This is a genomic window from Nitratireductor aestuarii, assembly GCF_014641695.1.
Taxonomy (GTDB): domain Bacteria; phylum Pseudomonadota; class Alphaproteobacteria; order Rhizobiales; family Rhizobiaceae; genus Chelativorans; species Chelativorans aestuarii.
Window position 1 is genome coordinate 114,622 of the sequence record NZ_BMIF01000001.1, and the last position, 26,400, is coordinate 141,021.

General features: G+C 61.4%; 20 protein-coding genes and 1 pseudogene. 5 read left to right on the top strand and 16 right to left on the bottom strand.

The window, feature by feature from the left end; translation table 11 throughout:
- Positions 1–47: 47 nt before the first annotated feature.
- From IEX27_RS00650 to IEX27_RS00665, 4 genes and pseudogenes are all read right to left on the bottom strand, one after another.
- Positions 48–2,158, bottom strand: a pseudogene (locus IEX27_RS00650) (ParB/RepB/Spo0J family partition protein).
- Positions 2,159–2,371: 213 nt separating this feature from the next.
- Entirely contained in the window at positions 2,372–3,535 is a 1,164-nt protein-coding gene (locus IEX27_RS00655; RefSeq protein WP_188719005.1) for an MFS transporter, read from the bottom strand.
- A 429-nt stretch (positions 3,536–3,964) separates the two neighbouring features.
- Complete coding sequence (locus tag IEX27_RS00660; protein ID WP_188719006.1) at positions 3,965–4,999, bottom strand: ArdC family protein; 1,035 nt, start codon at positions 4,997–4,999, stop codon at positions 3,965–3,967.
- A 194-nt stretch (positions 5,000–5,193) separates the two neighbouring features.
- Entirely contained in the window at positions 5,194–5,709 is a 516-nt protein-coding gene (locus tag IEX27_RS00665) for an SOS response-associated peptidase family protein (RefSeq protein WP_210315494.1), read from the bottom strand.
- Positions 5,710–5,765: 56 nt separating this feature from the next.
- On the opposite strand from IEX27_RS00665, the gene IEX27_RS00670 reads away from it, so the two are divergent.
- Together IEX27_RS00670 and IEX27_RS00675 are read left to right on the top strand one after the other, a co-directional pair.
- Positions 5,766–6,356 (top strand): SOS response-associated peptidase, encoded by a 591-nt coding sequence (locus IEX27_RS00670; RefSeq protein ID WP_188719008.1) that lies wholly within the window; start codon positions 5,766–5,768, stop codon positions 6,354–6,356.
- 7 nt (positions 6,357–6,363) lie between these two features.
- Complete coding sequence (locus tag IEX27_RS00675) at positions 6,364–7,032, top strand: hypothetical protein (RefSeq protein ID WP_188719009.1); 669 nt, start codon at positions 6,364–6,366, stop codon at positions 7,030–7,032.
- Between the two features lie 26 nt (positions 7,033–7,058).
- Here IEX27_RS00675 and IEX27_RS00680 read toward each other — a convergent pair whose 3' ends face one another.
- From IEX27_RS00680 to IEX27_RS00730, 12 genes are all read right to left on the bottom strand, one after another.
- Positions 7,059–7,784, bottom strand: coding sequence for a DUF5677 domain-containing protein (locus IEX27_RS00680; RefSeq protein WP_244630168.1), 726 nt, complete (start codon positions 7,782–7,784; stop codon positions 7,059–7,061).
- Between the two features lie 128 nt (positions 7,785–7,912).
- Positions 7,913–8,638 carry a type I restriction enzyme HsdR N-terminal domain-containing protein gene (locus IEX27_RS21195; RefSeq protein ID WP_308642599.1) on the bottom strand — a complete coding sequence of 242 codons (726 nt, stop codon included), beginning with the start codon at positions 8,636–8,638 and terminating at the stop codon, positions 7,913–7,915.
- Positions 8,596–9,903 carry an ATP-binding protein gene (locus tag IEX27_RS21200; RefSeq protein WP_210315488.1) on the bottom strand — a complete coding sequence of 436 codons (1,308 nt, stop codon included), beginning with the start codon at positions 9,901–9,903 and terminating at the stop codon, positions 8,596–8,598. Before IEX27_RS21200 ends, IEX27_RS21195 begins: the two co-directional genes overlap by 43 nt.
- A gap of 200 nt (positions 9,904–10,103) precedes the next feature.
- Positions 10,104–13,370: an error-prone DNA polymerase gene (locus tag IEX27_RS00690; RefSeq protein WP_188719011.1), complete on the bottom strand. Its 3,267-nt coding sequence runs from the start codon at positions 13,368–13,370 to the stop codon at positions 10,104–10,106.
- Positions 13,367–14,890 carry a DUF6504 family protein gene (locus IEX27_RS00695; RefSeq protein WP_188719012.1) on the bottom strand — a complete coding sequence of 508 codons (1,524 nt, stop codon included), beginning with the start codon at positions 14,888–14,890 and terminating at the stop codon, positions 13,367–13,369. Before IEX27_RS00695 ends, IEX27_RS00690 begins: the two co-directional genes overlap by 4 nt.
- A complete protein-coding gene (locus tag IEX27_RS00700) occupies positions 14,805–15,557 on the bottom strand; it encodes an ImuA family protein (protein WP_188719013.1) in 753 nt (250 codons plus the stop codon). Before IEX27_RS00700 ends, IEX27_RS00695 begins: the two co-directional genes overlap by 86 nt.
- 100 nt (positions 15,558–15,657) lie before the next feature.
- On the bottom strand, positions 15,658–16,158 hold the full coding sequence (locus IEX27_RS00705; RefSeq protein WP_235924371.1) for a hypothetical protein: 501 nt from the start codon (positions 16,156–16,158) through the stop codon (positions 15,658–15,660).
- A gap of 36 nt (positions 16,159–16,194) precedes the next feature.
- Positions 16,195–16,701 (bottom strand): GIY-YIG nuclease family protein, encoded by a 507-nt coding sequence (locus IEX27_RS00710; RefSeq protein ID WP_188719014.1) that lies wholly within the window; start codon positions 16,699–16,701, stop codon positions 16,195–16,197.
- A 19-nt stretch (positions 16,702–16,720) separates the two neighbouring features.
- Positions 16,721–17,665: a phage exclusion protein Lit family protein gene (locus tag IEX27_RS00715; RefSeq protein ID WP_188719015.1), complete on the bottom strand. Its 945-nt coding sequence runs from the start codon at positions 17,663–17,665 to the stop codon at positions 16,721–16,723.
- Positions 17,666–17,715: 50 nt separating this feature from the next.
- Complete coding sequence (locus IEX27_RS00720) at positions 17,716–21,255, bottom strand: DEAD/DEAH box helicase (protein WP_188719016.1); 3,540 nt, start codon at positions 21,253–21,255, stop codon at positions 17,716–17,718.
- Positions 21,239–22,015, bottom strand: a complete 777-nt coding sequence (locus IEX27_RS00725; protein WP_188719017.1) for a Hachiman antiphage defense system protein HamA — start codon at positions 22,013–22,015, stop codon at positions 21,239–21,241. The genes IEX27_RS00720 and IEX27_RS00725 overlap by 17 nt, the downstream gene beginning before the upstream one ends.
- Positions 22,016–22,032: 17 nt before the next feature.
- Positions 22,033–22,587, bottom strand: a complete 555-nt coding sequence (locus IEX27_RS00730; protein ID WP_188719018.1) for a hypothetical protein — start codon at positions 22,585–22,587, stop codon at positions 22,033–22,035.
- A 184-nt stretch (positions 22,588–22,771) separates the two neighbouring features.
- Between IEX27_RS00730 and IEX27_RS00735 the strand changes: the two genes are divergently transcribed.
- The 3 genes from IEX27_RS00735 (at position 22,772) to IEX27_RS00745 (ending at position 26,345) form a co-directional block, all read left to right on the top strand.
- Complete coding sequence (locus tag IEX27_RS00735) at positions 22,772–23,551, top strand: helix-turn-helix domain-containing protein (RefSeq protein WP_188719019.1); 780 nt, start codon at positions 22,772–22,774, stop codon at positions 23,549–23,551.
- Positions 23,552–23,634: 83 nt separating this feature from the next.
- Entirely contained in the window at positions 23,635–23,859 is a 225-nt protein-coding gene (locus tag IEX27_RS00740; protein WP_151576295.1) for a hypothetical protein, read from the top strand.
- Entirely contained in the window at positions 23,856–26,345 is a 2,490-nt protein-coding gene (locus tag IEX27_RS00745) for an AAA family ATPase (RefSeq protein WP_188719020.1), read from the top strand. The genes IEX27_RS00740 and IEX27_RS00745 overlap by 4 nt, the downstream gene beginning before the upstream one ends.
- Positions 26,346–26,400 lie beyond the last annotated feature (55 nt).

Sequence of the window (26,400 nt, forward strand, 5' to 3'; positions counted from 1 at the left end):
AAGGCCCGCCGTCGCCGGCGAGCCCAGTTGTGCAAGTTGGTGACGTTCTACTCTGCCGCGATCGCGTGGGGAGCGTCGTCGGCGGGCGTATTCTTCTCCGAAGGCTCCACATTGACCATGGCCGTTGTGCCGCCCACGGCCGCCAATCCTCCGACGTCGGCATCGGTCTCGCTGCTGTCCAGTGTAGTCACGTCAGCGGAGGTGCTGCCTTGCGTGCGGAGCGGCTCCGGCAACCAGCCGTGCAAGCCAGCAGCGTTTCCGCCTCTGCGGCCATGTCGCCCTTCTTGAGGTGCGCGATCCTGTCAGCGGCACGCTGCCCCTTGGCCTCGGCGACAGCCCGGAGGATTCGGGCCTTGGTAACTCGGCCGAGGAATGCGTCGACAGTGGGTCGCCAGCCTGCCGCTGTCATATCGAGCGCGACGGCTTGCGCCAGTCGGTCGGCATGGGCGAGCGCGCGGGGCCGGCGATTCCAAGCCTCATGCACCGCGTTGACAGACAGGCTGACGACGTGGGCGAAGAGGGCGGACCGGCTATTGCTGTCCCAGGCTTGGAGTGCGTCCCAGAGGCCATCCGGGTCTTTAGGCAATGCCTTCGCCCAATCGTCGTGCCGAGCGCGGATCGCCTCTGCAGCAGCGCTGTCGCTGAGTCCAGGCGCCTGGATGCCAAAGCTGACGCCCTTCAAGTCGAGTTCGAGGCAGCTGTCCGTGCCATAGTGATAGAAGACTTTGAGCGTCAGGGCATGCAGCGCTGCTATGAACGCCATGTCCGGCTGCTCGCCGAGAGCCTGGCGCAGACCGACCGTCCGATAGGCCGTCAACTCAGTCATGAGCCGATCCGAGATCGGCGTCAGCCCATCATCCTCGTCCCGTTCATTGGCGGGTGCGTCAAGCCCGGCAATCGTAGCGTTCTCGCCATCATCGCTGGCCGCGACCTCACGCTCATCCTCCTCTCCGGCAAGGTCTTTTTCTGGCTCCATAGCGAGCTCGTCCTCTGGCCGGATGAGGCCTCGCTCGACGCGGAGATGGCCGTCATAGGCAATACTGACGAAGGCCCCGGCGCGCGCGACCTCTGCGGGGTCGAAGACGAGCGGCCGTGCATCGAGAGCGTCGAGGGCAGTTTCGAGTTCGCCGAGACGCTCATCGACCTCTTTGGGCAGCTCGTCGGCATCCTGGTGCTGTTCGGACAGGCGGTCGAACTCGGCTTGCAGGGCATTGCGCGCCGCTTCCCCCGCCGGCGTCAACGGCATGGGTTCGCCGCGAAGCTGGCGCAGGCCGAAGCTATGACCGTAAGCGAAGTCGGGCGCGACCTCGATCCACTTCCAGCCTTCTGCCTCGGTGGTCGCCGCTTCTTCCTTCAGCTTCTCGGCGACCATCAGTTCAACCAGTGCGACGTCTTGCAGCCAGCCGCCGTCGTCTCCCTCGAACAGATCGCGCAGCACGGTGCCGCCGGCCTCGACATAGGCGTCGATGCCGATGAACTGCGCCCTCTTGTCCGACGCGCGCACGGCGCCCTCGGTTAGCATGCGGCGGATGACATAGGGCTGCTTGTCGTAGGAATGCTGGAGCCGCTCGAACACCTGTTCCTGGCGTTCGTGGTCCCCTGAGACCGTGAAAGCCATGAGCTGATCGAGCGTCATGCTGTCCTCGGCATAGGCTTCGAGCACCTTCGGCGAGACGGAGGCGAGTTTTAGCCGCTGTTTGACAACATTGACCGATACGAAGAACGAGGCGGCGATCTCCTCTTCGGATTGACCCTTCTCCCTGAGCGAGAGGAAGGCGCGAAACTGGTCGAGCGGATGCAGTGGCGCACGCTGGACGTTCTCGGCGAGCGAATCCTCTTCGGCAATGCCGTCTTCGCGCACGACACAGGGCACGGGCGCAGTCTTGGTTAGGCGCTTCTGCTTCACGAGCAATTCGAGTGCTCGATAGCGCCGGCCACCAGCCGGAATCTCGAACATGCCGGTCTCGACACCCGCTTCGTTGACAACCGCGCGGACGCTAAGGCCTTGAAGCAGGCCGCGACGGGCAATGTCCTCGGCCAGTTCCTCGATCGACACCCCGGCCTTCAGACGCCGGACGTTCGACTGGCTGAGCACAAGTTTGTTGAACGGAATGTCGCGCGAGGGCGACAACGTGATCTTCTTCGCAGCAGTAGCCATGGTGATGTACTCCGCGACGGGCGACCGAAAGCCTCTCTCTCGACCTCCTACCCGTCACGGAACTTCGATCCCCCCTCTCACTCTCCTTTTTTCGCCCCTCCGGGGGCTCAAATTGTGAGAAAGACCGTGAACGCGGGGTGCCTCTCGGATGCAGCTCGTGAGCTGAACGGCGTATCCGCGTCTGCGAAGTGGCAAGTCAGGTTTCGGCCTGTTTCACGGGTCCACAGTTCGATGCCTCGTCTCGCTCTCGGCAGGTCCTTTCGCAGGGCGAAGAGCGAGTATCGCAAGTGCGAAAAGCAGCGTACCGAGTGCAGCCGTCCACTCGGGCCCCATCGTATATGTCATGCCCGCTAAGCCGGAAGTAACAGCCAGCCCTCCGTGCATCGCCGTCATGCCAAGCGCCATCAGCGCTCCTCGCCGAGCCGTCGCCAGTTCGGCAATGTAATTCATGAGTGCGGGCGAGCCAATTCCTGCGGCGAGCGCCCACAGGGGCAGGGCGAACGCTAAGGGCCATCCAGCTGGCGTGACAAACACCACTGCGTTCATTGTCAAACAAACGACCAACGCGCAGCGCATGATATGCCGACCGTCGCCGAAACGAGCCGATATTCTAGGCATTGCAACGTTGCCAATGACGCTGACAATGCCAAGAAGAGCATATACTCCGCCGATGGTTCCAGTTCCGAGGCCAGCGATATCCCGCAGTCGTTCGCCGATCAGCGTGAAGATGGCAGTTCCTCCGCCGAGACCGAAGCCCATCGCGATGAGTGCACCAACTGAGCCAGGTACGAGCAGCCGGGCTCGACTCACCGGCTGGCTGATGCTCTCGGCAGGAATTGGGGCGGTCCTGATAAGCATGGCCATTAGAGCGAACGGCAGGGCTGCGATTCCGAGGGCCGCAAATGCTATGCGCCAGGAGAACAACTCCGTCAGTAAGGCCCCGAGGCTAGGACTTGTGACCATTCCCAGAGTCAATCCTGCCTGAACGAAAGCCACGCTCCGAATTGCTCGGCTCGTGCCCGTGTCAGCGGCTATCGCAAAGGCGATCGGGAGCATCCCCGCGCTTGCCGCGCCGGTCACTACCCGGAAAAACAGCGCACACGAAAAACACTCGGTGAGTGCCGTCGCGACAGAGGCACCGGCAAAGACAATCGATGCCGGAATAAGGACTTGCATGCGGCCATATCGATCCGACAAAGCTCCAAAAAAGAACGCGCAAACTGCATTGCCCAGACTGTATGCCGTGACAAATAAGGTGACACTTTCGGGCTTCACTGAGAAATCGTTTCCGATAGGTGTCAAAATGGGGCCGAGCAACAGCTCGTCTGCTCCCACGAGAAATGCGATGGCAAATAAAGAGATACCCTGGATGTGCATGATAGGGCCTGGGTGAATTAGCTGGGTATGGAACGGGAGTGCGTAGTAGTCCCTGAATTGTCAGGGCGCCGGCGACACTTTCGCCGTTCGCAACACAGACGGCGACGGTAGATCGTGTGCGCTAGTTCGGAAGATGCCTGGGCGTTGCCAGGATTCAGGAGCGCAGGTGGCACCCTGAACTCGCTTGGAAGTTTGGCGAGAGCCAGAAAAGCTGTCGGACTTGTGGGGTGATCTTGTGCCATTTGGATTCCATCGACATTGATGGGACGAGGCACAGGTTATGCGGAAAGCCTCGTCCACGAGGGGCGAGGCCTAGGTATCGTTCCGCTGTCGGTACTAGAGCGGTCGACTTCCCGGCATCCCGCCTTCTGGGATGCCGGCGAACCGGGAAACTACGTGGGTATCCTTTTCGACCATGGGGATGTGATATTATCTAGGGCTGCTTGCGTCAACGGAGCGGTGCTGGCCGAGCGGCAAACGGGCAGATGTCGTCTGGTAAGTCACTGACTTCGGGACGCCACCGAGCGAATACTCCGCGTGAAGTTCATAGCCGTCGGACGGGACGAACGCGAGCAACCAGTCCGCCGCCTTGCTGGCCTGTGACGCGGCGCGGACGATGGCGCGGTTGTCCTCGCGCAGCACCTCGAGCCATGAGCCGAGGTAGTCTGCATGCCTGACGGTCGGCACGATGCCGAGCGAGGCGCAGCAGAAGGCGGCGTTCATCTCGGCCACAAGCTCCTCGAATGCGTACTTCTTCGTACCGAAGCTGCCGCTCAGGTCGCGGCCGAGGCGAGAAGGGTGGCCTGTGGCGTGGCCGAGCTCGTGCAGCGCCGTGCGATGCCAATTGATCGGCTCGAAATAGGCCTGTGGCGGCGGGACCTGCACGTAGTCGAGCGCCGGGACATAGAAGGCCCGGTCGCGACCGATGCGAAAGTCCACCCCGGTCGCGCGGATCAGGGCCTCGACACGCGGTTCAATCAGCCCGGGTAGGTGAGGGGGCGCGGCTGCCGCAATGCCCTCCGGCAGGTTTTCGCACTGCGCCGTATTGAAGACGGTGAAGCGCTTCAGGAACGGGATCGCCTGGGCTTCCTCGCCAGCCTCGCGGGCGCGGCGCTTCTCGTCATCGGGCACGAAGCGGTCGGCATAAACGACGGTCGTGCCGCGTTCGCTCTTGCGCACATTGCCGCCGAGCGCGAGCGCCTGGCGGAAGGTGAGCCAACTCTGGCCGGGGAAGCCATGCTCGATCACAGCGCCCCAGAGGATCAGCACATTGATCCCGGAATACTGGCGACCGGTGGCGGCGTTTCTCGGCATGGCGAGTGGCGCCTTCGCTGCCGTCGTTCCCCACGGCTGAACCCAGGGCACGCGGCCGGCCTCCAGCTGGGCGATGATCTTGCCGGTGATTTCGTCATAGAGGCTCGCCCGATCCTGGCCGGCGCGAGCGGGTGCGGTCTTTCTGGACATCGCGGATCTCCGCGACGGGCGCCGGGAGCCTCTCTCCCAGCCCTCAACCCGTCACGGCAAAGCCGATCCGCACTCTCACTCTAGGGGGCGTTGCGGGGTCTCCCCGCAGAAGGGGTCGGCCGAGACCGTGGCTCGGTCGCAGGGGAAGGCTTTCCCCTCAAATCCGTATTTCCGCAATTGCGGTTTTCAGTCTTTCAGAATGCGAGCGAAGCCTGGGCGAGGGTGTGCGCCTCACACGGGCGGGAAACCCGGAAGCTCCCCGCCGGCAGCGGACGGAGCAGCTCTTCTTCCGGACACGTCAGATCGAGCCATGCCATACGCTGGTCGCGGCGCAGCACCGCCATCTGCCGATCATGGTAGGGCGCGACGTCTTCATTGGCTGCGGTCGTAAGGATCGCATAGGCCTCTGGCCAATCCCGCGATGCTGGGCGCCAGATGCCGGCGAAATAGAACCAGTCGCCGTTGGTAAGCCCGAAATTGTAGCGCTTGCCCTGGCTGCGATGGCGAAATTCGGAAGCAGGTACGAGGCAGCGATGGCTCGGGAATTTGCGGTCTTCCCCGCGCACCACGGTGAAGGGTCGACCGCCAGGCTCCCGGGGCTGCAGTCCCCAAGGCAGTTCCACCATCTCAACATCGCCGCCATAGCGCCGTATGATGACGCGGCGTTCATCGAGCGGTGCGTCGGAATCGAAGACCTTCGCGCTCATGATCATGAGAACATAATAAGAACAGGATCGCGAGGCAATAGCGATCAACTGGAGGACCGATGTGCAATGACTACCGGCTGATGGTCGATGTCGCCTCGATCGTTGAGGACTTCGCCGATCTCAAGATCAAGATCCGCTTTGGCGAAGGTGCGCCGAATATCCAGGCGCGCGAAGACATAAAGATCACCGATGTGGGTCCGATCATCCGGACGGTCGAAGGCGCGCGCGGCGAAGGTGAGATGGTCCAGCGCCGTTGGAGCTGGCCGGGCCCGAACAAGCGGCCGGTGTACAATTTCCGCTCAGAGGGGCGGGAGTTCACCTCGAACCGCTGCCTGATCGTCGCCGACGGCTTCTACGAGTTCACCGACCCGACCGAGAAGGGAAAGAAGCGCAAGGACAAATGGCTCTTCACCAAGCACCGTGAGCCGATCTTCTGCATCGCCGGCATCTGGCGGGAGACGAAGGACGTCGGCGAAGCCTTTACGATGCTGACAATGGAGCCCGGCCCCGACATTATTCCGTACCACGATCGACAGATCGTCATTCTCGGGCGCGAAGCGTGGGCGGACTGGCTCGATCCCTCCGTGCCGGCGCAATCGCTCATCCATCCGTTGGCTGCAGGCACGCTCCAGGTGGAACAGGTAGGATGATTCCACGATGGCTGAGGAGACAGAAGGCGTGAGGTCGGAAGAAGAGATACAGGCTAGAATCGAGGAATCTCGCAAACTGGGAAGCGTAGGCTCTTCCGACTGGCAATCGTATACGTGGAAGAACGAGCTCGCGGAGCAGCGCCGCCGAATTGTTCTGCATTTGGACGAAGTGCTGTCGGAGAAGGAGACGGAGCATAACTCCTATCACATGCTGGAACGGGCGATTGGAGTGGCTGCTGTATGCATGAGGCGGCTGATCGAATGCCGTCTCGTGACGGATCGATTTCGCAAGACGCCGTTGGACGTACACGAGATCGGAGTCAAAAAAGATGTCGAATGGCGTGAACCGTTCGTCAGCAGCACCGCGAGCGAAGTCTTCAACAACTATGATCTGACGGCGCGGCGACGCGAGAGCCGAACGCCAAAAGTGATCTCCGACAAAATGCTGCACGCGCGCGTCATCGGGGTCCTCTCCGGAAGTGTGTATTTGCCGGATGGGTTGCTGGTTGCCTCAGATACGCAGAGCAAAACGCAGCTCTTTCATTTCACACCTGAGGAGATCGCCGACGTTTTCGATGCGTTTCTGCAAGACGAAGTTCGGTACGCCAGCGACGGGTATCTGGACACGGACGGCAATGTCTCAGGAACGCGCCAAGTGTACGCGATCAGAGAATAGACCGTGTTTAGGGATAGTCCGGCTTGCTACGGACTGGGGGCATCGTTCGGACGTGCATCGCGTGCCAAGGCCCTGTATCGCTGCAACAGCGCTTGAAATTCGTCCCAGATGTCGGTCTTTTCCTTGATCTTCATCATGAGAAGCGTCGCGATCGTCATGGAGATGCCGAGCTCTGTCACGGTTACATGAAAATCGATCTCGTCGAGCTCGGGGTTGATGATCAACATCGCCAGGCCGTTAGTCGGGTTCTTGACATAGTGCCGGTTTAGCGCCGTCAGGCTGACATGCGCGGCGTCCCCGGAAATGTCTCGGTAGCTGCGGTAAAGGCGATCGAAATCGCTGCCCTCAAGGAGGGTGCCGATCTGGATCGCCTTTGCGCCTTGGAGTCCTTGTGCCACAAATTCCGCGACCTGCTGCCTCACGTCTGCCGTGCCATTGAACGTCTTCGCGCCGAGATGCAGGGCCGCGCGCGCTTGCCGGCTCTTGATGTCGTCATCCTTCATCCGCGTGACAAAGGCGGGGTTTCGGTCCAGGGCGATGAGGTACATCGCGGCTTCGATGACGCCGCGTGACTGAATGCGAAAGTCGAGCTGCCGGTCGTTTTCGAGCAGGAGCAGGGTTCCCTCGAACAGCGTTAGCGCCCGGGCATAGAGAGCAGCTTTTATCGCGACGAGCTCGCGTTCATCCTCTGACGACACGTCGACGGGATCCTCGGCAGTAAAGCGCCGCGCTGCGTTCACGTAGTCGCGCATCCAGGCGATCCACTCCGATGAACGTGAATACTCTTCAGGCATGGGAAACAGTCCAGGTCAAAGGGAGGCGTCGCGCCCCTCCTGTCGTTGTGAGCGGTCTGGCTTGATGCTTTAGATTCTATAGGACATCAAGCAGGAATAGAATCTTCCGCGGCAGGAGTAATCGGGTGATCATCGCTGGTTTCAGTAGCTTCCTCGACAATCACGCCCTCAAGAAACCGACTGTGCTTCTCCTGAAGATATTTTATTGCGGTACCTTCGTCAGCGGAATGCTGCAGATGCTCCTGGAAGAACTGAAGGCGAGCGCGGTTTTCCTCGATAAGCCCTCCCCACGTCTTGATTCCGACGATGTGTCTCGGCCCTTTCGCGATAAGACGCCGCTCGCGATCTGGTCCACTTTCAATCTCGTGCTTGGCAAAATCGTCGTAGGCGTTGGAAACGAGCCAGAAATGCCAGCGGACTCCATCGACAGTCGAAAATCGCTCATCGGATGTGACCGCAATCGCATACTGCTTTGCTTGCGTGATTTCCTTGGCGCCGATCTTCACCTTGGGAGCCTTCAGTTCGACGATCATGTGCTCGATGTCGTTGGCACGGTGCCGTCGGGTGGAGCGCGAGAACATCAGATCGATGATCCCACGCGCCTTGCCGATCACCTTGACGGGCTCGTCGATCGAGATGTCCGGATCAAGATATTCGCGATGCTTCTCGAGGACACGACGAAGATCCTTGTCGCTGACCCATAGGTTATACTCTCCGCCGAAAATCCACGTGTTTTCAGCGAGTATCTTGTGAAGCTGGGTCCGCTCCTTCAGACGCCCTTTCGTCTCAGGATCGAAGACAATCGACTCCAGGCCGAAATGAACTTGAGCCGATCGGCGACCGTCTTGGCCGCAGTAATGATTGCGGACAGCGTGGTCTCCTGGAGAAGGGTAGCGAGTTCCTTCTGCTTGCGAGCCGGAAGGTCCAGTACCTCCTTCAATATCAGCTGTAATTCCTCTGGTCCGCGCTCGATCGCGTTACGAAGCATCCGAAGGTGTAGCGCCTTCGCCTTCGCCGAGCTGACCCCGAGGTCCGGCGCGAGCTCTTGAACCTGGACCGCCACGATATCAAAGACCTGCCGTTCGACCTTCTCAACGGCGTTCTGTGGTGCGCCTCGATATGGGTAGACATCTTCGGCGATCCATTCATCGACGAGGGACCGAGCCTTTTCTGCGGCCTTGTCGCGGAAATAGTCCTTGATCGCGGACCGCGCATTTTCTACCGCCACGCCAAGCAGCGGATCCAATTCCGAGAGCGCGACGCGTTCTTCGTTGTGGAGTTCCTCGACGTAGGTCGATTTCAGATATGCGGAGAAAGAAAAGCCGGGAATGTGAAAACGCGTCTCGACCTGATCGAACGGAAATCCGGCGCCGGAGCATAGATACAACGCGCGGCGCGCGTCCGTTCGCCATTCGATGACCTCCAGCTCGACGCTGTGCTGGCGGCCTTCCGCCGTCTCGATCGGCGGAAGCGGAACTTTATGGTGGCTGGCGATCACCTTCTCCGGATCGAGCCTCTGGCCAGCGACAGAGATAGAGACCCCACGATAGTTCATGAGGTAGAGCGCGAAAATCTCGTTCAGGTCCTGAATGCCTTCGTCGCTCTCGAAGGTTTTGAAATCCCGCCGAAGGTCGTTGATCTCGACGATGACACCGGTCGAGCGATCAGGCGCGGGCACTTCCTCTGTGATGGTGACATCCGTGAGATCGGCTTCCAGGAGCCTGACCTCAAAAGCCTTTCGGCCTGATGCGCCGTCGTAGCAAACTTTCCAGGCGGCGGACTGGCCGAGGGCAAATGCCTTGTAGCGCCCGCGCCCTTCCTGGCCGTGGATCATGCGATGATTGCGCTTCGTCTGACGAATATGACGCTTCCAAGACCCGCCGAGATTGCCGAAGAGCGCACGTGCCTCTGTGCGTGAAAACCCGTCACCATTGTCGTAGACGACGATCTTGGACATTCCGCCGGCCAGGTCGTTATGAACGAATTCCACCGAGACATCGGTGGCGTCGCCATCGAGGCTATTCCACAACAACTCCGCAAGGGCAGGGACGGGCTTCGCTTTGGTCTGCCGCGCCAAAAATCATCTCTAACTGCAACAGAGACGTGTTCCTCGCCTGCCATGTTCCCTCCCGCCCTGATGAGGGCCACTTTTACTTTCGATTCGACAATTTTAGGTATCGAGATTTGCCGAAATCGACGGCATTCTTGTTATCAAGCCTGTTTGCACGCCGTTTTGGCAAGACACAACTAAGCTTTCAGCGACTTTCGCCTGGTCCGTCAATGGAAATCCCGCGTCTTCATCTTCAGTTCGCGGATGTGGCCGTAGGGATCGGCGAAGTTGCGTGCCCGCAATCCGTTGGGTGGCAGCTCGCGCGGATCGGGACCGCCTCCGTGCCGGGCTTGATCGCCGCGACCATGCGGGAGCGGGAATGCAGCGTCGCGCGTTCCCACGCTTGCGAGGTCGGCGGAAAGATCCGTCACCTTCTGCACGACGAGATGCACGACTTCGCCTTCACGCTGGATGCGACCGCGCACGGCCATCATGGACGTTGAAAGGATGGCACGCCGGTTCGCCTCAAAGACTTTCGCCCAGATCACGAGATTGGCGATGCCTGTCTCGTCTTCGAGTGTGACAAAGAGGACGCCCTTGGCGCTGCCGGGGCGCTGACGCACCAGAACGACGCCGGCGGCTTCCAGCCAGCGGCCATCGCGAGCTCCCATCGCCTCTGCGCACGTCACGATGCGGCGGCGTCGGAGATCCTCGCGCAGAAACGAGACAGGGTGCGCGCGCAGCGACAGGCCGACATGGCCGTAGTCCTGAACGACTTCGCCGCCGGCAGTCATAGGCCTCAGAGAAACGGGTTGCTCTGAAACTTCCGGCACGATCTTCGTCTCACGTGCTGAAGCGGCGGCGAAGAGGGGGAGGGGTTCATCACGAAGAGCGCGGATCGCCCAGAGCGCTTCGCGTCGCGCCAGGCCGAAAGCCGGCCGGAAGGCGTCCGCTTCTGCGAGTTGAACCAGCGCCGCCTGGGGAACGCCGGCCCGCTGCCACAGGTCGTCGACTGAGGCGAACGCCTCATTGCCGCGGGCTGCCACGATAGCTGCGCCGTGGGCATTGGCGAGCCCCTTGACCAGGCAGAGGCCAAGGCGCACGGCGAACCGGCTCTCGTCGTCGGTCGCCTCGAGCGTGCAGTCCCAGCGTGAAGCGCGGACGCATACGGGCCGGATTTCCACACCATGGGCGGCCGCATCACGGACGATCTGCGCGGGCGCGTAGAAGCCCATCGGCTGTGCGTTGAGCAGCGCGCAGCAGAAGACGTCGGGATGCCAGCATTTTAGCCAGGCGGAGGCATAGGCAATGAGGGCGAAGGATGCGGCGTGTGATTCCGGAAACCCATAGCTCCCAAAGCCTTCGAGCTGTTTGAAGGTCTGCTCTGCGAAGTCTGCCGCATAACCGTTCGCGACCATGCCGTTGATGAGCTTCGCCTTGAAGGAGGAGACACCGCCGGTGTGCTTGAAGGTCGCCATCGATTTGCGCAGCATGTCGGCCTCTCCGGGCGTGAAGCCGGCGCATTCGATCGCGACCCGCATGGCCTGTTCCTGAAAGAGCGGCACGCCAAGGGTCTTGCCGAGCACCTTTTCCAGTTCGGGCTTCGGGTAGTGGACCGGCTCCAGGCCTTCGCGGCGACGCAGATATGGATGCACCATATCGCCCTGGATTGGTCCCGGCCTGACGATCGCGACCTGGACAACGAGATCGTAGAACGTACGAGGCTTCAGCCGCGGCAGCATCGACATCTGTGCCCGGCTCTCGATCTGGAAGGTGCCGAGCGTGTCTGCCTTGCGGATCATGGAGTAGGTGCGCGGATCTTCTGCAGGGATGGAAGCAAGATCGAGAGCAATGCCCTTGTGTTCGGCCAGGAGGTCGAGGCCGAACTTCATGCAGGTCAACATCCCCAGCGCCAAAACGTCGACTTTCATGAAGCGGAGCGCGTCGATATCGTCCTTGTCCCACTCGATGACCTGTCGGTCCTCCATGGCGGCGGGCTCGATTGGCACCAGATCGTCCAGCCGGTCGTTGGTGAGGACGAAACCGCCTGGGTGCTGCGACAAGTGGCGCGGCGCGCCCTGGAGCTGACGGGCAAGCTCCAGAGTAAGCCGCAACCGGCGATCGGCGGCATTGAGATTGAGTTGCTCCACCTGTCCCTCGGTCACGCCTTCGTTGGACCAGCCCCAGACCTGGCCCGAGAGCGTCTTGATCAGATCCTCAGGCAGGCCGAGCGCCTTGCCTACATCCCGCAGCGCGCCCTTCGTCCTGTAGCGCGTGACCGTCGAGCATAACGCTGCGTGGTCACGGCCGTAGGTGTTGAAGACCCACTGCATGACGATCTCCCGCCGGGCGTGTTCGAAATCGACATCGATGTCGGGAGGCTCGGCGCGCTCCTCGCTGACGAAACGCTCAAACAGGAGATCGTTTCGGCTCGGGTCGATCGAGGTGATGCCCAACACGAAGCAGACTGCGGAGTTGGCCGCCGAACCGCGACCCTGGCAGAGAATATCCTGTGACCGCGCGAACCGGACGATCGCGTTCACGGTCAAAAAATAGGGCGCGTAGTCGAGCTTTGCGATCAGTCGCAGCTCGTGCAGCAACGTCGCGCGGACGCTGTCGGGAAGCCCCTCCGGGTAGCGGCGCTCGGCGCCCTCCCAGGTCAGTTTCTCGAGCGTCTGCTGCGGGGTCAGCGAGGGATCGTCTCGCTCCTCGGGATATTGATAGGCGAGCTCATCGAGGCTGAAGCGGCAACGCTCGGCAATTGTGAGCGTTCGGGCAAGTGCGTCGGGATAGCGGCCGAAGAGCCGGTGCATTTCCTCGGGCGGCTTCAGATAGCGATCCGCATGGCGTTCGCGCTGATGGCCGAGCGCGTCGATCGTGACGTTGTGGCGGATCGCGGTCACCACGTCCTGCAGGATGCGGCGCGATGGCTCGTGGAACAGGACGTCGTTCGTCACAACGGTCGGGACACGCATCTGCGCCGCGAGATTTGACAGCTCGTGCAGGCGGAGCTGATCATTTGGCCTGCGTCGCAGGGTCAGCGCCATGTAGGCGCGATCGCCGAACGCCTCCCGCAGCCGGCGCAATTGTAGGCCGCATTCGGCGTCGGCCACTTCGGGAAGGAGAATGGCGATCAGCCCCTCGCCATAGGCGACGAGATCGTCCCAGTGGAGAAGGCACTTTCCCTTGCCGGCGCGGCCCTTGCCGAGTGTCAGCAGGCGGCAGAGCCGGGAGTAGGCAGGCCGATCGGTCGGATAGACGAGGACGGACACGCCGTCGCTCAGGTCCAGGCGGCACCCGACGATCAGACGCACGCCGGTTGCCTTGGCGGCCTCACGGGCGCGCACGATGCCGGCAAGGGAATTGCGATCGACGACGGCGAGCGCCTCGATGCCGAGGCTGGCGGCACGCGCAAACAGCTCGTCGGCCGAGGAGGCGCCTCGAAGGAAGCTGAAATGGCTTGTGACCTGGAGCTCGACGTAGCGAGTGCTCATCCGAACACCCCATGAAGAAACCATCGATGGGAGCCGGTGGCCGCGTCCTCGCCGTCGCCGGCACGGTAGATCCAGTAGCGCTCGCCGACGTCGTCCTCGACCCTGAAATAGTCCCTGACTGCGGCGAGCTCCGCATCGCGCATCCACCATTCGCCGAAAACGCGCTCGGGACCGTCGGCGCGCTTTACCCGGCGCCGAATGCCGCGCCAGGTGAAGGAGACTGGCGGATGGTCTGGCAAAAGCGCGACGGTCTCGATCATTTCGGGACGAGCGAGAAGGCGTGCCGGACGAGGCCAGTGGTTGGGCCAGGCTGCGCCGCTCTCGGGGGCCATGGCGGAAATCCGGCATACCGAGCGTTCCGGCACGTCGCTCGCGACGGGCGCCATGCGATAGATCGCGCGTTCGCCCACGCGGTTGGCGAGCGTGTCGATCAGGTCGGAAATATCAGGGGCGGCGAGCTCGATCAGACTGCTCGCCATCTGCCTCCGCTCAAGCGGCTCGGCGATCGTCGCGGTCAGTGTCATGACCTCGATCCCAAAGCCGGGATCGATCGTTTCGATCTTGTCGCACAACAACCGGGTGAGGCGCTTTGGGTCTCGCACCGGCTGCGCCATGCCGACCCGCACGGCCGCGAGGCGGTTGTCCACGCGATGACAGAGGAGATCGAGCCGACGCGCGCCGAGGCCCTTTTCTTCGAGGGCGTCACAGAGCCGGACGGTCAGCTTGCCGATATAACGGGCGATTGTTTCGGCCGCGCCGATCGGTTCAGGAAACGCGCGGCGCATCGAGATCAGATCTGGCGGCCGCACAGGCTCGATCGGCTCCGCCAGGACACCGAGAGCCTGATCGATATGCCGGCCAAGCTGCGGCCCGAAGCGCAGCGTCAGCGGCGCGCGGGGTTGCGCGAGGAGATCGCCGATGCGTTCAAATCCGAGCACCCTCAGATCGGCCGACATGGTGCGCGGCAGTCGCAATGCTTCCAGCGGTAATACTTCCAGCACGGATGCACCATGGCCCGGTGGGGCGACATAGGTGGCAGCCCCGGCGAAACGCGCGAGCGCATGCGCAGCACCCCAGCTGTCGGCGATCGCTGCGCGAGCCGTCACGCCGGACATGATGAGGCGGCCGATCAGCGCATCCAGCATCGCCTGCTCGCCGCCATGAAGATGATCGGCGCCGGTCGTGTCAAGGACGATCCCATCGGGGGAGTCCGGCGCGACGATCGGCGCGAAGCGTTGCAGCACCCAGAGCGCCAAGCGCTCAAGGGCCGCTTCATCTTCGGCGGGCTCCGCGTCCTTGATGATCAGGCCGGGCACCAGAACCTGCGCCTTGGCGGCAGGCATGCCCACAAAGATCCCGGCGGCCTGCGCCGCGGCATCCGCCGCTACCACCAGCCGCCTGCTTCCTTCCCGGCCGATCAGGACGAGCGGCGCCTCAGACGGAGGCGCGGCGTCGCCAGCCTTCCGCCGAAGCCGGTCGGTGGACCAGGTCGGCAGGAAGAGCGAGACAACCCGTGTCATCGCAGGCCTCCAACTCGAAATCAGCACTTTCGCCCGCGCGAGCACGGATCAACTCAACGAGCCAACGGTGTCGGCCGACGCCCGGCACCGGAAGCGGTTCGGATGGCAGCATGGATACGCGCCACCGCGTCACCGCCGCGGTCGGCTGGCCAAAATCCGCCGCTTCTGTGTGTCGTCGCCAGCGCCGGAGCGCAATGGCGATCGTTCCGGACCCCTCGGCGGCAAGCTGAAGCCGGCGCGATGCCGTCATTGACAGACGTGCGATCTCGGCAACGACTGCGCCAAGGCCGCCGTGGCGAAGCCCTTCCTCCATGCAGGCGAGGATGGTCTTGTCGTCGCCTGCCTCCAGATAAACGACCCGATCGGACGAAAGACCTGCCTGAGCGAGCGCGGGCGCAAAGAGATCAGGGCGGGTAATGCACCACAGAACCTTGCCGGTGGTTCTTGCCGCTATGCCGGCGGAGAACAAAGCGGCGGCTGCGCCGTCGACCGCGCCGTTTCCGCCGCCAGCAACTTCATGAAGAGCGCCCCGCGCCAAGCCTGCGCCGGGGAGTCGCGAGTCCATCTCGGCGATCCCGAAGGGGAGCACCGATTTCGCGCGCCGGCTCTTGCCTTCGATCCGTTCGATCTGCGCACGCAAAGACTCTATGGCGGGCTCGGGCCGCAAGTTCGTTCTTGACCTCCTGGGGCGGGTTCGCTTTCATGTTCCCTATTTGTTCTTACTTTCAACGCCGGGAGTCAAGGAAGAACGCAGAAGGGCGTTTCAATTAGGCTGCTAGCTGTCCGTGTTTTTCGAGTAGCCGCATCAGGACGACGTTGGCGTGGGTGAAATTCAAGAGCTGCCCATGGAGCTGGTACGCCCATTTCTCGCCGTGGAAGAGGTTGTTGCGGAAGCGCCAGACGATCATCAACACTGTGAGAAGCCTATCACGCGGATCGTTGTTGCTGCCGTCGAGCACCGACTGGACGACACCAGGTTGATCGGCAGGGCGTAGATGCAGGTGCGGAAAGTGGTGGGTGAAGGCGCCGTTGGCGAAATAGCGCTGCCGGAAATAGGTAAGCTCGGGGGCGTACTGGTCAGCGTCGAGCGTTCCAGCATTGCGCCACTCGTCGACCTTCGTGCAGATCAGGTCGGCGCGCGCGAAGTTGCCCATGACCTGGGCTTCGAACAGGCTCCATAGGAAGGTGAAGTTGAAGATCGCGGCGCGATCCGCCTCGGGTAGCGACTGAAATCCTGGCGCTTTCGCCAACAACCATTGCATGCTCATCTTGTTACCTTGGTTTATTAATGGTCGCGCGGCCGGTCAGTCGTCGGGCCGATCGCGGTCATCCGGGGACAGTTCCGAGAAATCGGTGAGCGTGTCGCACTGGATGCAGTGGTACATCTGTGAGGCTTCCTGGAAATGCATGCCGCACAGGCATCCGCAGAAGGGGCAGCATTCGTCGATTTCGAGATCGCCCCACTCCCAGACGCCCAGGTATTCGGGGACCGCGTCTCGGTCGTAGCCGACGATCTCGAAGGCGTCGGCGTTCTTCGCAACGAAGCCACGGCGGCCTTCGCGCATGAGTACAGGCAGGATGTCGGCAGGCTCAATCGCGAACCACTCACCACGCACGTGCGTAGCGCCGAACTGTCGATGCAGCCGACGTTCGATTTGAAAAACGTCCTCCGCGTCGATCCAGCCCAGGAGGCGCAGTTCGAGTGGATTGCCGGTCTGAAGGTTGCGCTTGCGTACCTCGATATTCTTCGCGACCCCGATCTTGATCGGGGAGCAACCGTTTTCGTCTTCGCCCAGGAAGTAGACCGGCATGCTTTGAGGTCTCCCGCGATCAACGAAGTTCCGCGAGAAGGGTCATGACGAACTCCCGGAATGACGAACCGGTGTAGTCGAGCCTGCGGCCGTCCTGGCGCATGAGAGCGATTAGAAGGCAGGCGGTAAAGACCCAAAACGCGGACGCGTCAGGCAAATTGTAGCCGCCGATCATCGCTTCGAGCCGGTCCCCGATCGGCGGATAATCATCGCTTCCCCAGTGCGCGTGGAGCGGTGTCATCGCATGGATAATGACGGCTGCGAGTGCAATCCCCATCGCGCGCTTCTGCTCGACCTGCCCATAGGTGTGGTCATGGGATTGGGCGTAGGCGTCGATGCCGGTCGTCATGAAGTTTCGCGCCCAGGTGTCGCAGGCCATCTCTTCTTCAGCCGCCGCCTGCCGATCGTCCTCGGGCGTTTGCTCAGCGGCTTCTACGGCTCGGGCCTGGACGTGCTTGAACTCGTGGAGGAGCGCGAAAGCCAGCGCAAGGGCAACCAGATCGAAAACCGCCTTATCCTGACCGTTACTGAGGCTCTCCCGGTCGGCGGTCGGCTGCGGTATGTCTTCGGGCCACTCGATCTCGAATGTCGCAGCGGCGTTGAGGAGAGATTTGGCGCTCGAGATACGGTGCTTGTAATCCTGCTCGAACTGACCGCGCTCATTATCGATATTGAGTGCCGCCTCCAGCGTGATGCCCGTCGCCGTCGCAAGGGTCAGAGCCGGGGCGTAAACTTCGATCGCGCGCCATGCGCTGAAGCCGAGCAACCAGAAGAAGTCGATCGTCTTTGTATCGAACTTGATCCGCTTGCTGGTGGCGTTCATCGTCGAGCCGTGGGCGCTTGGGGCAATCTCGACCTCGTGGCCGTGCTCACGCCACAAGCGGGAGAGATCGTCGGCACGCTCAGGGACAGCGCCGCGAAGCAGGTGCAAAACAATTGTGCGATCCGAGGGGACACTCGCCATTCAGTAAAGGTCCTTCTGAGGTTCGGAGCGGTGCTTCGTCACCCCTCCTCCTACACGTTCCAGAGGTCGTCGGGGCCGAGATAGACGAGATCGAGTTGCCCACCTTGAGCTGCGACTGTGGCCCGTAGAAGCCCACGACGACCTGCGTTCAACGCGTAGGGGAGGACGCCATGCGACAATCCTTCGGGTGACAGCACGAGAGGCTGGCCATTCCAGTGATGCAGGGAAACCGGTGATCCTGGAGGAGGCGGCACGGTGGTCCAGTTTACGTTCGCCAAGTAGGTGCGCTCTGACCAAGTCTGGCTGGCAGTTGGTGCGAATTCCTGCGCGAAATCGAGCCAAAGGCTTCGCGTTTCGAGTGTTGGCCAGTCCGGTTGGTCGGCAAAGGCAGCCACTTCAGGTGACCGGAGCCAAATTCTCAAGTCGTGCCCAGTCTCGAATGTGGCCCCCGTATCATTGACGGCCTTGATGGCGGCAAGGCGCGAGTTGAACCCAGCTTGCATGAGGATCGAGGCGGAGCGGTTCATTGTGCCGGTTTCCACCGCCGACAACGCCAGGCCAAGCTCATGATCTTCCAAAGCGGCCGCGGAGCCGGGGGCGCCTACGACATCACCATTCGCGGACGCTCGAACGCGTAAAGCCTCCATTGCCCAAGGCAGGCGATAGACGAGGCCGTCTTCGATAAATCGCAAGCCGTCACCGTCACCGTTGGCGACCAATGCCGCCAGTGGCTGTCCGAGGAGCCAGACGCGCAGGATATCTCGCCAGTTGTCAGGTAGCGGGTCCGGGGAAAAAGGATGAAAGGGGAATACCCGTTCGGCAATACCGGTGATTGCAGCGATTGCGGCTTCGTCGTCTCCGATCAGCAAAGCGCCGTTCGCGTCGACCAGCAACTGATTGCCATCCGCTGCGACGGCATCCAACGCTTGACCAGCTTCGAGGCCGAGACCCGCAAGGAAGTATCCCTTGCGCCTAGCCGGGGTAGAGTTGGCCCAGATGTGCCGACTCCGGATCAGCAACGTTGACTTAAAAACGATGCGAGCTTCGTTCGATTTTCGCAGAAGCCGACGCTGCCACAAAGATGATTGCAAGATCGCATCGAGCGTTGCCTCGATGTCGGCATCTGGGACATCTTCTTCGCCAATGAGGCTGAGGATCGCGGTGTCGAGCGTCGCGAGGTGCGTTTCCCATTGCTTCCGTGCGTCATCCCGGTCTTTGGGCTTTTCGCCCGGCACCTCTGGAAAGTCCCAGGCGGCCGCGTTGTTGACGACATACTCCGTCAGGCGATTGAGATCGCCGCCGACGATCTTGTGCATGCGGAGCAAAAGGGCCGTGAGCAATTGGATCAGGCCGCTTTCCATCTCGCGGGCGCCCGGGTCTCCAATCAGCTGGACCCATTCGTTGTGCTTTTTGCTCCTTCGATCCTCGAAGATCGGGAAAAGGACAAGGCCTTCGACGTCGATGTAGGCGCGGCCGGCGCGACCTATGACGTTTTTGAACTCGGAGACCTTGATCATCTCGCCGTTGCGATAAAGCGAGTGCATGACGACAGCGGTGGCCGACAGGTTCAGGCCCTGGGCAAGGGTCGGCGACGAGATTGTGACTTTGAGGACGCCGTCGCGGAGAAGACGTTCGACTTCCTTCCGGTAGGCCGTAGGCAGAGCACCGTGATGGAGCGCAACGCCGAGCCGAAGGCATTTCAGAATATCGCTATTTGGGCCTAGCCATTCCTCTCCCAAAGCGATGGCCGTCTGGAGCGCCACAGGGTCCACTGCTAGGAGCGAAGGCAGCGCGCCGCGTTCGTGTAAATCGACGATGACCTCGGCGTATGGCTCTACGCTCCGTCGTTGCGGGCAATAGATAAGGACCGTTTGACCATCTTCGACCAGGCGCCAAGCCGTGGCGAGACAAAGCTCTCGTTGGTCGCAGGGGAAGATCTTCGTCCGTTTTCTCTTGGGCTTGATGAAAAGCTGCGGAACGAAACCGGTAAAGAACCGGGGCACGAAGGGGCGTTCGTCATCGACACGGAGGTTGAGGCGCGCGTTCGGGCTATTCCAGCCGACTTCTCCGAACCGGAGGCGGGTTGGGCGCCAATCGTTTTTGACAGGTCCACCAGCTTGATCGCGGCGTAGCCATGCGGAGAAATCCTCCAGCTGATCTCCATCGGGGAGGATTGCGGAGAGGCACACGATCCGGCGCTGATGGGCGTCAGGTCGGCGAAGCAAGCGCTGAATTTGAACTTCGTAACGAACTTCACGTTCGCCTGGGCCGATCATATGGCCTTCGTCGAAAATCAACAGACCCACGTCGTCGAGCAGAGAAGGGTCGTTGCGAAGCGCGAAATCGATCTTCTCCGGTGTAGCGACGACGATGTCGCGTTCGCGAATAGCGTCTTCATCGAACCCGGAGACGCCGATGCTCCCATAAAGAGCCGAAATCGTCTTTCCGAGTGGTCCAAAGGTACGTTGGAGGTTCGCTTCCGTCTGGGCTGAGAGAGCCCTTAGCGGTGTGACGAACATGACCCTCCGGCCGCCTGCAAGACATCGGAGAATGCATAGCTCCGCAACACGGGTTTTGCCGGCGCTGGTCGGCAGTGAGACGACGAGATTATCGGATTGATCGACGGCACGAGCCGCCGCCTCGATCTGCGACGGCCACAGATCTATTTCCGCCCTTGAGCGGCAGGCGAGCGATGCAATCAAGATCGATCGCAAACGTAGCCAGTCAGCTGCCGCACCGCCCGTGGGAGCTAGAGGGACCCTCTCATGAAAAGTGTTGGACCAGAGGTCGGACAGAAGATGAATGGCGACTCTGTGCGCCCACCATTGCGGGAGGAGGTTGAGCTCGGCACAGATGGAAAGGCTGTTCCGAAGTCGCGCGATTGCTTGCTCGACTAAAGCCCGCTCACCGCGGTCGAGTGCTAAGAGGAAAATGGAGATGGCGCCGAAAAAGTTGTCGGTGAGCGCGATGTCCAGCCCTTCCCAGAGGAAGTCATGGCCGTCGCGGTCGGGAGCTGCTTCGTCATCTGGTTGAATGGGTTCGAGCGCGAGCCGCTCTTGAAATAGGCCTGAGATTCGCGCGTCGGAGCCTTCTCCATCGAGGCGATAATTATGGACCCGTGCGCGGAGACCATTGATATCCCGGCGCATCAGCTGCGCTAAAGCGCGCTCAAGTGGCGAGAAGTTTTCTTCGTTTATGACGATCGCGAGAAGCGAGTAGGCTCGGGCGGAAAGCTGCGCGAGATGATAGCTGGCGGCCGCCATGACGAAATGGAAGTCCCGATCCGCTTCGCCGCGATCACCCTTGGCCATCACCGATTCAAGGGCGGTCGCAGCCTGCACGAAGGCGACCCGAGCCTGATCGGCATCACCACCCATCTCAAGCATGCGTAGGCCAAGACCCAGGAGACCGTAGGCGTAGCTATGAAGATCGAAGCTGAGCTGCGGCGAGAACTGTGGCGCGTCGGATGGTAGAACGCCGCCTCGCCATATCATGGCACGGGCCTGCCCTTGCGCGATGAGTCTACCGCGAAAGCCGACTGCCGCTGCTTCGGTGATGGCGGCCGAGATGGTGTCAGGGTTGGTTGGCATTGGCGATCACACGATCATAAATGGCGCCGACAAAGGCTGCATGGCCATCGACGTGGAGAGCGACGCCCCACTGATTGATTTGCCCCGGGTAAGCTTGAAGTGACTGCGTCAACAATGCTCGCGGCGCGTTGCCCGAGAACGTGAACAACAGATGCTGCACACTGGCCAACGGGATGCCATGACGCACCAGCGCATCGTCGATTGCGTCTGCCAAGGGTTCGTTCGCAAGTTCGAGAAGGCGCGCGGATATGAACGACAGCGCGTGCGATGAAGGCCGTCCATTGTCCTTATCAAGGCCAGCACGCGCCTCCGTGAGAGTCTGCGCGCGAAGAGAGGCCCGACTCTTTGCCTCAGTCTTGAGGAAGCGAAGTCGTTGTGTGGCCTGGTCGAGGACCATGCCGATCACATCGTCACCGCGCATTGCCATGTTGCGATGATCTTTCCATCGCAGACGCTTGATCGGAGCGCGATAGCCGCTGTGCGCTTCAATCCATTCGGTCGCGTAGATTTCACCGAGATCGCCGGAACGGATCTGCTTTGTCTGAGGTAACAACCCTGTGACCAGGTCGGCAGCCCCCGGCTTGCCGAGGCGACGCAATGCTCGGGCGATTCGCTCTTCGGCCGCATAGTGACCAGGCACCGCGGCGGCGGTCAGCTGGACGCCGGTCGGGCGATCGACGGCGCGACCGGTCTTGATGTGGAGGTGGTGGTTGCCGAGTGGAGTATCGGCTGCGTCACACCAGTCGTTGAATTGCACCATCGCTCATACCTTCTCGATTACGCGCGGCGCAGCATTCGCGGGATGTGGACGCGGTGAAAACCGTGGGTCTGCACTTGTCGGCGAAGCTTGGGGGTATCGTTGACGCCGAACGCGACGGCCGCCTTCAGGGGGCTCGCAAAGGTCGCGTAGAAGGTCCAGCGAGCGTCCTGCGGCAGTGGCGCGTTCTGCCGTCGGTCGGTGATGACGACATCGCGGGGGTCCTTCGTATTGCGAAAGGCATGGAAGGTAATCCAGTCGGGCCGCCTGTAGCGTGCGGCCTTGCTGAAGGGCACCGACTGAACCTTCACGTCGCTTTGGTCGAGAACCCAATCGCGCTGCTCTAGTATCTGCCTGACCATGTGGCCGACCATCTGCTTAACGCGGTCAATCAGGACGTCTTCGCGAAACTCCTCCAGAAGTTGTTCTTCAATACCTTCGACGGCGGGCTTTCCGAGCTCTGAGGCCGTCTCCAGGCGAGCGATAGTGGCAGGCCGCGTAAGAAACGACCAAATGCGCTGACCGATGTCGGACTCCGACAGCGAAGCGAATTTCTCCGGATTGTAGCGAAGCATGATAGGGCCTCCTTGACCGGGTATAAATGGCCGGTCATAAATGCCTAGTCAAGGGCGCCGCACGTTGAATCGCTCAGTCTGCCGGTTTGCCGCTCGTGTGCCGCTCCGATTCCGGTCGGCTGCCTCACGCTGCGTGGCTTCTCCGTGTAGATTTGGATCATCGAAAACGCGGAATGAGGTTGAGATGAAGAAGGTCGTGCCGAACGGGAAGGTCGTGAAAGCCTTGAGGGAGCAACTCGAGATACTGTCGACCCAAAAGGAAATGGCGAATGAAATCGGGGTCAGCGTTCGGATGCTTCGCATGATCGAAAATGAGAATGCGCCGATTGCAGTATCGACGGCTGATCGGCTGGCCAAAGCGCTGCAAGTTCATCGCGAGCGGATCATCCTCGTCTCGGAGCCTTTGGAGATGGCGCCGACGGGAAGCGCGCCGGATGTCTTCTCCGCGCTGATGGAGGATGAAGACCGGCTCATACCCCGCAACGACTATGACATCGCCAGTGCGACCACGGATGAAGGCGCGCTCTATACGGAGGCAGCTCGCTCACACGACGTGGCCTGCATCATCGAGACGACGCTTGATGAGGAGACGGGTGCCTATGCGCAGGAGCTGTTCGATATCCTCGTCGGCCTGTCCTGGTCGCAACGCGATATTCTCGTGGAGATTCCCCCAGCTACGGAGATCGCGGTTCGCCGGCGTATCCGACAGCTCATCGTTCTTCTCAAGGGCAACGACATCTGGATCTATCAGACCTCTGTCTTGAGGAGATTGCCGGAGCGATACACTGTCGCGCCGGCAGACGAGCCTTGCTCGTATCAAAGCCGTCAGGTCGTGGCGCTGGGGCCGCCGGGTGAATATGGCGAGACCACCATGCGTGTGCCGATCGATCACGGGCAGCCGTTCATCCTTCCGGCGTGGCGCAAGCTTCGGAAGGGCGACAAGGAGTTGGCGACGCCTTCATAATGAGAAGCAATCGTTTGATCATCGAGCTGTTGGGCGCGCGCTGAAATCGAATAAAAGTGCATTTGGCGGAAGCCGGGGGGCATATGAAGTTTAAGCTGGAAAATACTTTCGAGGAAAATCTCGCCTTGTTTCAGGCTGAGGCCGAGCAAATCGATCCTGACTGTGCGAAGATCCTCTTCGACAATATGCATCTCCTGGATTCGGGAGGTGATACCGCGCCAAGCCGAGCAACGATCGGCGAGTTTCACAAGGCGGTACTGGCTGCACTCAATGGTCTGTCCAACCCAACGGGCGAGGGCAAGGCATGACGCGGTATTTCCTGGGCAGCTTGTCGATCGAGGGCTTTCGCGGGATCAACAATGACGGCGACCCGCTCGTCCTCAAATTCAAACCCGACGCCGTTAACTCGGTCCATGCGCCGAACGGGGTCGGTAAAAGTTCAATATTCGAAGCCGTCTGTTTCGCGATCCACGGCATCGTTCCACGCCTGAAGGCGCTCCAGGAAGCCGAGCAGGGCGACAGCTATATCGTCAACCGCTTCCATCCCGGGCAGCAGGCGACGGTCGACCTGATATTCGCCAGCGACGACGGGTCGCCGGATGTGGCGATCAAGGTGGTGCGGTCCGCCAACGGCGCGCGCTTTGTGACTTCCCCCAGCGGTCACGCCGATCCGCAGCAATTTCTGGCAAGTCTGCAGGAGGATTTCGTCCTCGTCGACTATAACCGGTTCGCGAAGCTGATCGACATCTCCGCCCTGGAGCGCGGGCGTTCCTTCGCATCGCTCGTGGGACTGAGCCGATATTCGCGCCTGCGCCAGGCCTTCGACGGCGCCAAGCGAACGCAAAACGTCAACAGTGATCTGGGGCTCTCCGCGCTCGATGCTGAGGTGACCACAGAGGCGCGCGCGTTGAGTGCGATCGAGCGGCGTGTCATCACCGCCCACGACGAGGTTGCCGGGGCGGGAGGCGCTGCCGTCGATAAGCTTTCCGATCTGAAGGCAGCGGTGACGGCCGCCTTGTCCGCCATCGCCTTGCTCAAGCCATTAGTGGGCGAGGGCTCGGTCATGGATCTGGATTTCGACGCCGCGGAGCTGGCGATCGAGAAGGAGGAAGGCGGGGAAGCGCGAAAGACACTGGATGCGCTGACCAACTCGGTCACGTCGCTATCGGGGCTGGAGGTCACGGCGGAGGAACTCGCTGATCTCGATCGGCTGCTCGAGCTGGCCGGAAGGAGAGACGAGGCGGTGCGCAGCGTCGGCGCGGAAGCATTGCACGCCCTCTTGCGCGATGCGCTGTCTGTGGTGTCCGGCACCGATTGGCACGATCCGAGTGAATGTCCGGTCTGTGAGGCGAAAGGTGGTGACCCGCTAAAGCCGCGGCTGGAAAGCAAGATCGCCAAATACAATGCCGCCGCCCAGCTAGGCGCCGAACTCGTCAAGGATGTCGCCACGGCACCCGGGATCGGGAAGCTCCGCCAGCTTGAAGAGGCGGCCGCCATGGCGATCGCGACAGGCGATCGGTTGCACGTCGCGTTCGACTTGGCGGCCAAGAAGGGGGATGTGACGACGCCCGACCTGGAGAGCATCAAGGCGCGTCTCGGGGTTCTTGAAACGCAGCGCGGTCAGACTCTTACGCGGTTGCAGGGCGAGGCTGACGCGTTACAGGCGCGGTTACCTCCGTCATTGGTGCAGGTGACCCGTATCCTCAGCTTTGCAAAGCAGTTCCGCGATGCCGTCCTGGAATACGAGACCGGGGCGCCAGCGCTCAAGGCGAAACAGGACAAGCTCAAGGTTCTGAATCGTTGGAAGACGTTCATCACGCGCGCCGGCCAGAGCTTCGCGGACGCCGAGGCCGCGCTGGCCAACGAGCGAATTGCCGAGATTCAGACCGCCTGCCAGGACCTGTTTGGTCGGTTTGTGCGCGGCGGCCCTGACGTGAAGCCGACGCTCAGCCGGGCGCAGAACAGCGAGAACGTTGATCTGAAGCTCGCGGACTTCTTCGGCCTTCAGGATCTTAGCGCCCGGGCTCTCCTCTCGGAAAGCTATCGAAACGCTGTGGCCGCGGCGATTTTCCTGGCGGCTGCGACCAAGCACAGCGGCGTTCCGCGCTTCATGGTGCTCGATGACGTGACGTCCAGCTTTGACGCTGGTCACCAGTTCGCGCTGATGGACGCTGTGCGAACGCTGCTGCGCTATGGCGCTGTGCCGGACGGGCTGCAGTTCATTTTCCTGAGCCATGACACCAGCCTGGAGAAATACTTCGACAAGCTGAACGGCACCGCGGATTGGCATCACCAGAAGCTGCAGGGCATGCCGCCAAAGGGGCGGCTCATGGTATCGGCCCAGGAGGCTGATCGTCTCAAGGCGCAGGCGCTGCAGCACCTGAATGCCGGCCAGATCGATATCGGTGCGCCGTTTCTGCGGCAGTATCTCGAATACAAGCTCGGGCAGATCATCGCCAAGCTGGAGGTCCCGGTCCCGCCTGACTATGCCACCCGTGGCGACAAGCGGACGCTCTCGACCTACATCGACGCGATCGGCGAGGCAGTGAAGCTCTATCATGCGGCCAATCGGTGTGTGCTGACCCCTCAGCAGATCACCGATCTCCAAAACCATCACGTGCCATCGATTGTCGGCAATTTCGTCAGCCACTACGAGACAGGCGCGGGGACGCCCTTCAACGCTTATGCCTTGCTGGGCGTGCTGCAGAGCATCGATGGCCTGGCGGACTGCTTCACCTATGTCGATCCGAGCAACAACCAGAAGCGCTTCTACCGCCGGCTAGACCGCCGCTAGGCTAGGATTCGGAGAGGGAGAGATCGACGAGTTCGAGCATTCCCTCCGCGACCAT